Origin of the sequence: Bacillus sp. FSL K6-1003 (assembly GCF_037964945.1) — a bacterium.
In the GTDB taxonomy this organism is placed as follows: domain Bacteria; phylum Bacillota; class Bacilli; order Bacillales; family Bacillaceae; genus Bacillus; species Bacillus mojavensis.
The window spans coordinates 304,546-316,336 of sequence record NZ_CP150176.1; the positions used below are offsets into that span (position 1 = coordinate 304,546).

Annotated in this window: 12 protein-coding genes; 10 read left to right on the forward strand and 2 right to left on the reverse strand. The window is 44.8% G+C overall.

The window, feature by feature from the left end:
• The first annotated feature begins 180 nt into the window (after positions 1-180).
• The gene (locus NSU16_RS01665; protein ID WP_339191919.1) at positions 181-1,542 is read left to right on the forward strand and encodes a YcdB/YcdC domain-containing protein; all 1,362 of its coding nucleotides are present in this window, start codon (positions 181-183) and stop codon (positions 1,540-1,542) included.
• A gap of 6 nt (positions 1,543-1,548) precedes the next feature.
• Here NSU16_RS01665 and NSU16_RS01670 read toward each other — a convergent pair whose 3' ends face one another.
• A complete protein-coding gene (locus tag NSU16_RS01670) occupies positions 1,549-2,052 on the reverse strand; it encodes a M15 family metallopeptidase (protein ID WP_168746869.1) in 504 nt (167 codons plus the stop codon).
• Between the two features lie 120 nt (positions 2,053-2,172).
• Here NSU16_RS01670 and NSU16_RS01675 point away from each other — a divergent pair, with 120 nt between their 5' ends.
• From NSU16_RS01675 to znuB, 6 genes are all read left to right on the forward strand, one after another.
• Entirely contained in the window at positions 2,173-3,294 is a 1,122-nt protein-coding gene (locus NSU16_RS01675; protein ID WP_339191920.1) for a Rap family tetratricopeptide repeat protein, read from the forward strand.
• Between the two features lie 109 nt (positions 3,295-3,403).
• On the forward strand, positions 3,404-4,180 hold the full coding sequence (locus tag NSU16_RS01680) for an SDR family oxidoreductase (protein WP_268506241.1): 777 nt from the start codon (positions 3,404-3,406) through the stop codon (positions 4,178-4,180).
• Positions 4,181-4,204: 24 nt separating this feature from the next.
• Entirely contained in the window at positions 4,205-5,890 is a 1,686-nt protein-coding gene (locus NSU16_RS01685) for an alpha-glucosidase (protein ID WP_339191921.1), read from the forward strand.
• A 192-nt stretch (positions 5,891-6,082) separates the two neighbouring features.
• Complete coding sequence (locus NSU16_RS01690) at positions 6,083-7,057, forward strand: metal ABC transporter substrate-binding protein (RefSeq protein ID WP_339191922.1); 975 nt, start codon at positions 6,083-6,085, stop codon at positions 7,055-7,057.
• A gap of 57 nt (positions 7,058-7,114) precedes the next feature.
• On the forward strand, positions 7,115-7,810 hold the full coding sequence (znuC, locus tag NSU16_RS01695) for a zinc ABC transporter ATP-binding protein ZnuC (protein WP_010332922.1): 696 nt from the start codon (positions 7,115-7,117) through the stop codon (positions 7,808-7,810).
• Positions 7,768-8,610 carry a zinc ABC transporter permease ZnuB gene (znuB, locus tag NSU16_RS01700; protein WP_010332923.1) on the forward strand — a complete coding sequence of 281 codons (843 nt, stop codon included), beginning with the start codon at positions 7,768-7,770 and terminating at the stop codon, positions 8,608-8,610. Before znuC ends, znuB begins: the two co-directional genes overlap by 43 nt.
• A 40-nt stretch (positions 8,611-8,650) precedes the next feature.
• Here the strand turns inward: znuB and NSU16_RS01705 are convergent, their stop codons facing one another.
• Positions 8,651-9,646, reverse strand: a complete 996-nt coding sequence (locus tag NSU16_RS01705; RefSeq protein ID WP_010332924.1) for an LLM class flavin-dependent oxidoreductase — start codon at positions 9,644-9,646, stop codon at positions 8,651-8,653.
• 285 nt (positions 9,647-9,931) lie between these two features.
• Between NSU16_RS01705 and NSU16_RS01710 the strand changes: the two genes are divergently transcribed.
• From NSU16_RS01710 to NSU16_RS01720, 3 genes are read left to right on the forward strand one after another with little or no spacing between them, the layout of a single operon-like run.
• The gene (locus NSU16_RS01710; protein ID WP_010332925.1) at positions 9,932-10,531 is read left to right on the forward strand and encodes a TerD family protein; all 600 of its coding nucleotides are present in this window, start codon (positions 9,932-9,934) and stop codon (positions 10,529-10,531) included.
• A 22-nt stretch (positions 10,532-10,553) separates the two neighbouring features.
• Positions 10,554-11,135 (forward strand): TerD family protein, encoded by a 582-nt coding sequence (locus NSU16_RS01715; RefSeq protein WP_010332926.1) that lies wholly within the window; start codon positions 10,554-10,556, stop codon positions 11,133-11,135.
• A gap of 35 nt (positions 11,136-11,170) precedes the next feature.
• Positions 11,171-11,749, forward strand: a complete 579-nt coding sequence (locus tag NSU16_RS01720; RefSeq protein ID WP_010332927.1) for a TerD family protein — start codon at positions 11,171-11,173, stop codon at positions 11,747-11,749.
• Positions 11,750-11,791 lie beyond the last annotated feature (42 nt).

An 11,791-nucleotide genomic window follows, 5' to 3' on the forward strand; every position in this document is an offset into this window, starting at 1 on the left:
CCAAAAGTCACACATTTTCGGCGTGTGTACTGGCTGATGCATGAAAAAAGTAATAGAGAGAATGTGGAAATCCAGTTTCCTTAATAGAAAAGGACCTTTCTTCACTTTAAAAGAAGAAGGGTCTTTTTATATAATAAACAAGGTTCTCTTTGTCGTAGACTCTTTGAAAGGATGACTTCATTGGTAAACAAACAGCTGAAAAAGAAGGCGCAAGAGATCGGAAATGTACCGCCGCACTATGAGCTTGAGATAGAAGATTATGCTCAAAAACAAAAGAAGAAGGGGCATGCATACTTCATTTGGAAGGACCCTGAAGATCCGGAAAAGCAAATTATCGTAGAACTCGCGAGCGACGGCGCTTTGCTCACATTTTCAACAGCCGCCGGCCTCGAGCAGGACAAAAAGCTCCCAGATGCCGAGCTGAAGCTGACAGCTCTTCAGTTTGCCGCAGCCCACCATCCGGCCACATTTATGAAATTTCATTTACAAGCCAAGGAAGAACGAGGGCATCACATCCGGTTTGTTTATACAAAAAAACAGCTGGGCCTCTCGCTCCCCAATTCAGGATTTTTAATAGATATCACACGCAGCGGACAGATTGTCCATTTTTTATATTACGGAGAAGGGAACAAAGCCGACATCCCAAAGGAATTCGTAGAGAAAGAGAAGGTCATTTCCCATTACGTCAATACAATGTCTTTACGGCTTATGTATGACGTCATTGATGATGAACAATTGCCCAGACTCGTCTATGAACCGATTTTGCCGGGTTACAACTATCCAGCGGATGTAGACGAAATTGTGCCTGACCAGCACATATCGGATGAAAGAACGGAAAACGGGGCGCTTCTCCCGCCACTTGAAAAAAAAGAAGAAACCGATATATATGAAATGCTGGGACTTACTTCTGATATGAAAAAAGTCGGAGAAAGGGACTTCGGAGATGAACTTGGAAGCACTTGGCGCAAAGGCACTGCACCCGAGCGGAAGGATTTAAGCATAGGAAGCTATTTTGCAACGAGAAATAAAAATACAATCAAAATGAAGACTGATAAAAAAACAGGGAAATTAAAAGCAGCTATTTCCTTCATGGAACATCAAGTTTCCGGCCAATACTCAACGGAAGAATGCCAAGAGACAGCGCTTCAGTTTTTGTACGCGCTCTATCCAAGAGCAGATGAGTTTTTCAGAGTGAACCCAATCCGAATCGATGTAAGAGGCAGGGTCCGCAATCATTTTTCTGTCTGGTATAAAGGAATACCGCTGCGGTTCGGTGCTGCCCGCATCATCGTCAACCCGGAAACCGGAAAAATTGACGCTTTTATGGCTCCGGATATAGACCCAGAGCTATTAGAAACAATCAACCATAAACCGGATGTTTCAGCCGACGAAGCGAGAGAAGCATTTTTATCTGCGTTTGATGTGAGGCTGGAGTGGCAGCCTGATTTTTCAGCAGGCAGCCAACAGCATTATAAGCTTGTGTATAAGCCGATTTATCCTCCATATATTGACGCGCATAAAAGAAAAAAGAAGAGGCTGTGAGGGTGTCTAGTCAGGTATCATTTGCAAGTGGGGGTAATCTTTGAACCGTTCCCAATCCCCGCCCCACTCAAATCCGAGTTTTTTAGCGATGGTGACGACCTCCAGCCAATCTGATTTCCCGTTTTGATTGCCGTCGTAATCCATATCCCATAAGATGCTGCCATCCTTTTTCTGAAGAGCGAAATCAATCGCCAAACCATAATTATGATACGATTCCCCTCCTTTTGCGTAGGTGACAATATTCCCTTTTTTTGTGCGTCCTTGCTTATATAATTCGTCTTGTTCCTTGAAGGATCTGAATCCTTCAGTAATCACGATCGAGATGCCTTTATTTGATGCGGCAGCCTTGAGGGTGTCGGCATTCTGCTTCACAATCGGATCAAGAGCGGAAGGAACAGGCCTGTCCTGCAGAGCGGTTTGAGAGTGCCATGCGTGCCGCACATATGAAAAACAAAGGTCCGCCACAAACAGGAGGCATAAGATGAAAGATGTTTTTGCTATTAATTTCATACCGTTCTCACTTTCTCATGAGTTGCTGAATGTTATGTTTTAAGCCATTGACTCTCTCTAAAAGAGACTAGCTATGATAAAATATAACATAAATAGTAGCAGGAGGAAGGAGGCAGATCATTGAGAGCAAAGATTCCATCTGAAGAAGTGGCGGTAAAACTAAACGAATGGTATAAACACATTCGTGCGTTTGAAGCAGATCAAGCAGAAACATTAAAGCAGGAGATCGAGTACGAATTAGAAGACATGGAAGAAAATCAGGATTTACTATTATATTTTTCTTTGATGGAATTTCGGCATCGGATCATGCTGGACAAGCTGATGCCGGTGAAAGACAGCGACACCGAGCCTCCGTTCTCTGACATGCTGAATGAAATTGAAAGCAATCAGCAAAAACTGACGGGCTTATTAGAATATTATTTTTACTATTTCAGAGGGATGTACGAATTTAAGCAGAAAAATTTCATTTTAGCCATTGATCATTATAAGCACGCCGAGGAAAAGCTGGAGTATGTGGAAGATGAGATTGAAAAAGCTGAATTTCTTTTTAAGGTCGCAGAAGTGTACTATCACATCAAACAAACGTATTTTTCGATGAATTATGCAAGCCAGGCGCTTGATATCTATACGAAATACGAACTGTACGGCCGCCGCCGCGTGCAGTGTGAATTTATCATTGCCGGAAATTTGACGGATGTCTATCATCACGAAAAGGCGCTCAAGCACCTGTGCAGCGCTTTGGATTATGCCAGTCAGCTTGAGGAAGCATACATGATTGCTGCGGCTCATTATAACGTAGGCCACTGTAAGTACAGCTTGGGAGATCTTAGCGAAGCGGAGGGCTATTTTAAGAAGGCCGCCGCCATTTTTGAAAAGCACAAATTTCAGCAGACCGTTCAAGCTGTATTTTCACTGACACATATCTACTGTAAAGAAGGAAAATACGACAAAGCAATAGAGACGTATCAACACGGGGTTACAAGCGCGGCAGAATGGGCAGATGACATGTACTTAACAAAATTCCGCCTTATTCATGAGCTTTATCTTGGCAGCGGCGACAGGAAGGTGCTCGAAGAATGTTTTGACCTTTTGGAATCCCGCCAGCTTTTCGCTGATGCAGAAGAGCTGATGCAGGACGCGGCAGAACGCTTCAATCAGCAGCAAAATTATGAGTCCGCCGCTTTCTTTTACCGCAGGCTGATGGACATAAAAAAGACACTTGCCGAGCAGCGCTTCCAATAAGAGATGGCAGAGAACCGATAAGGTTCTCTGCTTTTTTTATGCTGTTTTCAACCCGGTAAAACAGGGTATTTTCCAGTACACAAAGGAAAATCAGAGGAGGAAATCATTTATGTATAAAGATTTAATCGGGAAAACAGCCATCGTAACAGGCTCTTCAAAAGGAATCGGGAGAGCCATTGCGGAACGCTTTGGACAGGAGAAAATGAATGTGGTTGTGAATTATCACAGCGACCCGTCAGGAGCCGATGAAACAGTGGACATCATTAAGCAAAACGGAGGAAAAGCCGTCGTAGTCGAAGCGGATGTGTCAAAGGAAGAAGGGATTCAGGCGCTAATGGATGCCGCTTTGGAGCACTTTGGCACGCTTGATGTAATGGTGAACAATTCAGGCTTCAACGGTGCAGAAGCCATGCCGCATGAGATGAGCCTTGAAGATTGGCAAAGAGTCATTGATGTAAACGTAACGGGAACCTTTATGGGGGCAAAAGCCGCGCTCAATCACATGATGAAGAACAATATCAAAGGAAACGTGCTCAATATCTCAAGTGTTCATCAGCAGATTCCGCGCCCAGTCAATATTCAATACTCAACTTCTAAAGGCGGCATCAAGATGATGACGGAAACGCTGGCGCTTAACTATGCAGACAAGGGAATTCGCGTCAACGCAATAGCACCGGGCACCATCGCCACAGAGTCCAACGTTGACACGAAAAAAGAAGAAAACAGACAAAAGCAATTGAAAAAAATTCCGATGAGAGCCTTTGGACAACCGGAAGAAGTGGCGGCTGCAGCGGCTTGGCTCGTATCGGGAGAAGCGAGTTATGTGACCGGTACAACACTGTTTGTCGACGGCGGAATGACACTCTATCCGTCTCAGCTCGAGTAGAAAGAAAAACAGGGGGAGTGCGGGATGAAAAAAGACTGGTGGAAGGATGCAGTCGTTTATCAAATATATCCAAGAAGTTTTCAGGACAGTAATGGAGATGGGATCGGGGATTTGCGGGGAATAATTTCCCGGCTGGACTACATAAAGGAGCTTGGGGCAGATGTAATTTGGATATGTCCCATCTATCCTTCTCCAAATGTTGATTACGGTTATGATGTAACTGACCATAAGACGATTATGGATTCTTACGGCACGATGGAGGATTTTCATGATCTGCTTGACGAGGTGCATCAGCGCGGCTTAAAGCTTGTCATGGATTTTGTCCTAAACCACACTTCAGTCGAGCATCCGTGGTTTAAAGAAGCGGAGCTGGACAAAAACAGCAAGTACCGCAGCTATTACTTATGGCGCCCCGGCACAAAGAACGGCCCGCCAACGGACTGGGTGTCAGACTACGGGCGTCCAGTTTGGCAATATGAGGAGCACACTGGCGAATATTATTTGCACATGAACGCCGTCAAACAAGCTGACTTAAACTGGGAAAATCCTGACGTTCGCCAAGCCGTATATGACATGATGAAGTTTTGGCTCGATAAAGGGGTCGACGGCTTGCGCATAGACCAGCTTCATCTGATCTCAAAGAAAGAGTTCCTTCCTTCATATGAGGACTACGTCAATCAGCGCGCAGAACCGAAACCCTTCCAGCCGAACGGCGAACGTATCCATGACTATTTAAAAGAGATGACAGATGAAGTATTTTCACAATACGATGTCATGTCGGTCGGCGAGGTTGGCTCTGTCACACCGGAGGAAGGCTTGACGTATACGGGAACTGATAAGCATGAACTGAATATGATTTTTCACTTTCAGCATATGGAGCTTGACCAGCAGCCGGGAAAAGCACATTGGGATCTGAAGCCCCTGGAGCTATCTGATTTAAAATCCGTATTATCAAAGTGGCAGAAGACGCTTGAACATAAAGGCTGGAATACACTGTTTTGGTGCAACCACGACCAGCCGCGGATTGTTTCCCGTTTCGGAGATGAAGGGAGATATCGCAAAGAGTCCGCAAAAATGCTTGCCACTGTCCTTTATTTTATGAAAGGCACGCCGTATATTTATCAAGGAGAAGAAATCGGCATGACAAACGCGCCGTTTATGAGAATTGAGGACTACAAAGATATCCAAACGATCAATATGTATCATAAACGGGTGTTTGAAAACGGCTATGATCCTGAAGAAGTGATGGCTTCTATCTTGGCCAAAAGCCGGGATCATGCCCGGACGCCGATGCAATGGAGCAGCGGGAAGAATGCCGGATTCACGGACGGAACGCCATGGCTGAAGGTCAATCCGAACTATACATCCGTCAATGCCGAGAAAGCGGAGGCAGACTCCGATTCCATTTTAGCCTATTACAAAAAGGTGATCAGCCTGAGAAAGCAGTATGCAGATCTCATAAAAGGAAGCTACGATCTTTTGCTCCCAGATGATCCGCAGCTGTTTGTATACGTTAGGGGGAATGGCAACCAGCAGCTTTTGGTGGTAAATAATTTTTCAAAAGAGCAGGCTGTATTCCACTGGCCGGAGCTTTGCAGCAAGGACCAGGCGTCCCTTCTTCTCAGCAATTATAAAAACAGTGATATTGCTGATGAAATGGTGTTTCAGCCTTACGAGAGCAGAGTATATCTTTTGAATGACAGAGAATAAGAAGTCAACCCGGCGCAGTTTGCCGGGTTTTTCAGTACATATATTTGCGCTGCAAACGGAAATAATAAAAACATAACGCTGACATAAAATTAATCTTGCAAAACGTAATGACTTCGGTTTATTATTATATAGGATTACAAAATCGTTATCATTTTGATTTAAAGTCATTGTGAAAAAGAGGGGATATTCGTTATGTTTAAAAAATGGAGCGGTTTGTTTGTGATTGCAGCGTGCTTCTTATTGGTCGCGGCATGCGGCAACTCATCAACAAAAGGGTCAGCGGATTCAAAGAGTGATAAACTGCACATTGTCACGACGTTCTACCCGATGTATGAATTTACGAAACAAATTGTGAAAGATAAGGGCGATGTGGATCTATTAATTCCATCTTCAGTCGAACCGCACGACTGGGAGCCGACGCCGAAGGATATTGCAAGCATTCAGGACGCAGATTTGTTCGTTTATAATAGCAAATACATGGAAACCTGGGTTCCTTCAACCGAAAAAAGCATGGGCCAAGATCACGCGGTTTTCGTAAATGCGAGCAAAGGCATTGATTTAATGGAGGGCTCTGAAGAAGAACACGAACATGAGCATGAACACGAACACGGAGATCACGAAGAGCATGAACACAGTCATGAAATGGACCCTCATGTATGGCTCAGCCCTGTTTTAGCGCAAAAGGAAGTTGAAAATATTACTGCGCAAATCGTGAAGCAAGACCCAGATAACAAAGAATACTATGAGAAAAATAGTAAAGAATATATTGCAAAACTGCAGGATCTTGATAAACTATATCGTACAACCGTAAAAAAAGCGGCGAAAAAAGAATTTATCACACAGCACACAGCTTTTGGCTATTTGGCAAAAGAATACGGCCTGACTCAGGTTCCGATTGCGGGGCTTTCTCCTGAACAAGAGCCGAGTGCAGCTGACTTAGCAAAACTGAAAACGTATGCCAAAGAGCATGACGTGAAAATCATATATTTTGAAGAAGTTGCATCCTCCAAGGTTGCAGATACGCTAGCCAGTGAAATCGGCGCGAAAACAGAAGTGCTGAATACGCTGGAAGGCTTAAGCAAAGAAGAACAGGATAAAGGTGTAGGGTACATCGACATCATGAAACAAAACCTCGATGCCCTGAAAGATTCACTATTGGATAAATAAAAAGATAGTGTGCGCCGGAGGGTGCACACTATTTCTTTGTGAGAAAGGAAGATTGACATGAATCTCGTCTCATTGAAAGATATCGTGTTTGGCTATTCCCACACGCCTGTGTTGGATAAAGTATCTCTTGATATTGAAAGCGGCGAGTTTGTCGGCATTACAGGTCCAAACGGCGCTTCTAAATCAACGCTGATAAAAGTGATGCTCGGCATGCTGAAACCGTGGGAAGGCACAGTAACAATCAGTAAAAAGAATGCAGACGGCAAACGTCTGACTATAGGGTATGTCCCGCAGCAAATTTCTTCATTTAATGCAGGTTTTCCGAGCACCGTGCTTGAGCTTGTCCAATCCGGCCGGTACACAAAAGGGAAATGGTTTAAACGTTTGAATGAAGAAGATCATATCGAAGTAGAAAAAGCCCTGAAAATGGTGGAAATGTGGGAGCTTCGCCATCGGAAAATCGGTGACTTGTCGGGCGGCCAGAAACAGAAAATCTGTATTGCCAGAATGCTTGCCAGCAATCCCGATCTCCTAATGCTGGACGAACCGACCACAGCGGTTGATTATGACAGCAGAAAAGGGTTTTACGAATTCATGCACCACTTGGTGAAAAATCACAATCGCACAGTTGTGATGGTCACTCATGAACAAAATGAAGTACAGCAGTTTTTAGATAAAGTGATTCGATTAGAGAGAGGAGAAAAAGGCGGATGGAAATGTTTGACTTGGAATTCATGCGACGAGCTTTTCTAGCAGGCGGCATGATCGCCATCATGGCCCCGATTCTAGGGGTATACCTTGTGCTTAGAAGGCAGGCCTTAATGGCTGACACACTCTCGCATATTTCACTGTCGGGTGTGGCCATCGGCTTTTTCCTCAGCACCAATATTACCGCGGCGAGCATAGTCGTTGTGACCGTCGGCGCGGTCGGAATTGAATACATGCGGCGGGCATATCGGACATACTCGGAAGTATCGATTGCCATTTTAATGGCGGCGGGTCTGTCCTTCGCGATGTTTTTAATCAGCCTTTCGAAAGGCGCGGCCACTATGAGCATTGACCAGTACTTATTCGGGTCGCTCGTGACGGTTAACCAGCAGCAGGTCTATATTATCGGCATCATTACATTGTTGATCCTGCTCTATTTTATCGTATTAAAAAGGCCGCTCTACCTGCTGACATTTGATGAAGCAACAGCCAAAACGTCCGGAATCAATACAAACATTCTGTCGATGTCATTCAGTATTGTCACTGGTCTTGCGATCTCAGTTATTATTCCGATTATCGGCGTACTGCTCGTATCGGCACTGCTCGTATTGCCGGCAGCTTTCGCCATTAGAATCGCCAAAGGCTTTAATATGGTATTTATGTCAGCCATCCTCATTTCCTTATTCAGTGTATTTATGGGGCTGACATCATCTTATCAGCTCGGCACACCGCCAGGGCCTTCCATTACCCTGCTGTTAATTGTTCTGCTCTTGATCGGATTTGCAGTTCAAGGGATATGGACGTTTATCAAAAAAGAAACCCAGCGTAAAAAAGGACGCAGGTAAAAATAAAAAGCAGTTTTTCCATCAGGAAAAACTGCTTTTTTTATAGAAATAACTCTGCAAGACGCTCATATGATTCTTTTTTCGCCTCAAAGTCAAACACATTGCAAAGAACCATCATTTCATTTGTTTCATAGCGGTCAGCCAGCTCTAGAAGCTGCTGTTTTACAGTGCTTGGAGAACCGATGACCATGCGTTTTCTGTTTTCTCGTATTTGGTTTTTATCTGATTCGGTATAGTGGTATGCTTTCGCTTCCTCAATGCTTGGCACCCTGCTGTCCAAGCCTTTCCCGACGCGAAGAAGCCACAAATCTTGGCTTAACGCGAGCTCCTCTGCCTCTTCATCTGTTTTTGCGCAAATGACAAAGATCGTAAACAGTGCGGCTGGGGATGTGAAATGGGCTGATGGCTGAAAGTTTTCACGATAAACGCGAAACGCGCTTTCCCCTCGTTCGGGGTTGATAAAATGTCCAAATACATATCCGATTCCCTGATGGGCCGCTCGCCTTGCGCTGTTTTCCCCCAATCCAAGCACCCAAAGCTCCGGCACTGTATCAATAAGAGGCGCTGCTTTGATCCCGGCATACGGATGCCCGGCGGGAAGCGAATCGGTCAGAAAATAAGAGACATCCTGAAGCTGTCTGTTAAAATCGGTTAAGCTTTTTTTGATGCCGTCGGTTAAGGCGAGCCGGGTTTTCGTCGTTCCGCCCGGCGAACGCCCGAGGCCGAGGTCAATCCGGTTCGGATACAAGGCCTCAAGCTGGCGAAAGGTTTCGGCCACCTTAAACGGGCTGTACTGAGGCAGAAGCACACCGCCAGACCCGACACGAATCTTGTTGGTGTGAGCCGCGATGCGTGCGATCATAATTTCCGGTGCCGTGCTTGCCAGTCCTTTCGTGCTGTGGTGTTCGGCAAACCAATAACGCTTATAGCCCCACTCTTCACTTCGTCCAGCCAGCTCAACCGAATGCTGAAGGGCTGTCACGGGGCTTTCTCCTTTAGAAACAGGTGCCTGATCAAGTATGCTTAAATGAATCAAAAGGCCGCTTCCTTTCCGTTGCTTTTTAGAATGTGATACAAGAATAGGCAAAATGACTCGCTCACGTCAAATGGTTTGTTTAAGATCCGTCATTCATATGATTTGCTAAAGATATATCAAATATGGGAGATTTTTTTCGAGGATTTTCGTCAATTATTCTAAACTTTTACGAAACTTTGATATAATAAAAAACGTATATATTAATAATTTACGGCATTCAAGTTACGTTTGTACGTAAAAATAAATGTGACTATATTCACATTTCGATGATTAGGAGTGAATCGTGTGGCAATTTCTTTAGAAAAAGGTCAGCGAATTGATTTAACAAAAGGAAAAGCGGGCCTGTCAAAATTGATGGTCGGTCTCGGCTGGGACCCTGTTTCATCAGGCGGCGGCTTTTTTGGAAAGCTGCTCGGCGGAGGCGGACCAAATATTGACTGTGACGCATCAGTGCTGATGCTGGAAAACGGCAAGTTCACTGATAAGAAAAATGTCATTTATTTTGGAAACCTGAAAAGCCGCTGCGGCAGTGTCAAGCACACAGGTGACAACCTGACAGGCGACGGAGCGGGCGATGATGAGCAGATTTTAATTGATTTGGCGAAAGTGCCTGCCAACATTAATAAGCTTGTATTTGTTGTGAATATTTATGATTGCGTAAGAAGAAAACAGGATTTCGGCATGATTCAAAATGCTTTTATCCGTGTTGTTGATCAATCGAATCATGAAGAAATGCTCAAATACAACTTGAAAGACAATTATGCCGGCAGAACAAGCCTGATTACGGCTGAAATCTACCGCCAGGACGGCGAGTGGAAATTCGCGGCGGTCGGCGAAGGCACAAACGATACAAGATTAGAAGATATTGTCAACCGATACGTATAAAAGAAAAAGGAGTGGATGAAACATGGCAATTTCATTGGCAAAAGGACAAAAAGTAGATTTAACAAAAACGAATCCGGGTCTTTCAAAGGTTGTTGTCGGTTTGGGCTGGGATACGAATAAGTATGACGGCGGACATGACTTTGATCTTGACTCAAGTGTGTTTCTTTTAGACGCGTCTGGTAAATGCGCATCTCAAAATGATTTTATTTTCTATAACCAGCTTGAAGGCGGAAACGGTTCAGTCGTTCATTCAGGCGATAACCTGACAGGCCTTGGCGAGGGTGATGACGAGAATGTAAAAGTCAATCTCAGCGCCGTACCTGCCAATATCGACAAAATCTCATTTGTTATCACGATTCACGAAGCGGAAGCGCGCAGCCAAAACTTTGGACAAGTGTCAAATGCGTTTGTGCGCATTGTCAATGAAGAAACAAATGAAGAGCTTATTCGTTACGATCTTGCGGAAGATTTCTCTATTGAAACGGCAATTATCGCTGGAGAGCTTTACAGACACAACGGCGAATGGAAATTCTCCGCTATCGGCTCAGGCTACCAAGGCGGTCTTGCCCGCATCGCAACAGATTACGGCTTGCAAGTCGGTTAAGACATATTACGAAGAGCAGAAAGGAGAGAGGCAGTATGGCCATTCAATTAGCAAAAGGACAGCGTGTGGATTTAACGAAAACAAATCCGGGACTCACAAAAGCGGTGATTGGTTTAGGCTGGGATACAAATAAGTACTCAGGCGGACACGATTTTGACCTGGATGCTTCAGCCTTTTTAGTGGATGCGCATGATAACTGCGTGAATGATCTCGATTTCGTCTTCTATAATAACCTTGAGCATCCGAGCGGCGGTGTCATCCATACGGGTGACAACCGCACCGGAGAAGGCGACGGAGATGATGAGCAGATCATCGTTGATTTTTCAAAAATCCCTGCTCACATTGAGAAAATCGGCATCACAGTTACCATTCATGACGCGGAAGCACGCAGCCAAAACTTTGGACAAGTGTCAAACGCGTTTGTACGCGTTGCAGATGAAGAGACTCAAAATGAGCTTCTTCGCTTCGATTTGGGGGAAGATTTCTCCATTGAAACAGCCGTTGTCGTATGTGAGCTGTACAGACACGGAAACGAGTGGAAGTTCAATGCGATCGGCAGCGGTTTTTCCGGCGGCCTTGCTTCATTATGCCGGAACTACGGTTTGCAGGTGTAAGCGAGTGACAAATAAAGCAGTCACCGTTTTGAATTAATAGGA

Bases quoted from the DNA above. Each gene is read 5' to 3' on its own strand.
- znuC (WP_010332922.1), top strand. From the start codon at position 7,115: ATGAATCTCGTCTCATTGAAAGATATCGTGTTTGGCTATTCCCACACG.
- NSU16_RS01690 (WP_339191922.1), top strand. From the start codon at position 6,083: ATGTTTAAAAAATGGAGCGGTTTGTTTGTGATTGCAGCGTGCTTCTTA.
- NSU16_RS01680 (WP_268506241.1), top strand. From the start codon at position 3,404: ATGTATAAAGATTTAATCGGGAAAACAGCCATCGTAACAGGCTCTTCA.
- NSU16_RS01670 (WP_168746869.1), bottom strand. From the start codon at position 2,052: ATGAAATTAATAGCAAAAACATCTTTCATCTTATGCCTCCTGTTTGTG.
- NSU16_RS01685 (WP_339191921.1), top strand. From the start codon at position 4,205: ATGAAAAAAGACTGGTGGAAGGATGCAGTCGTTTATCAAATATATCCA.
- NSU16_RS01720 (WP_010332927.1), top strand. From the start codon at position 11,171: ATGGCCATTCAATTAGCAAAAGGACAGCGTGTGGATTTAACGAAAACA.
- NSU16_RS01715 (WP_010332926.1), top strand. From the start codon at position 10,554: ATGGCAATTTCATTGGCAAAAGGACAAAAAGTAGATTTAACAAAAACG.
- znuB (WP_010332923.1), top strand. From the start codon at position 7,768: ATGGAAATGTTTGACTTGGAATTCATGCGACGAGCTTTTCTAGCAGGC.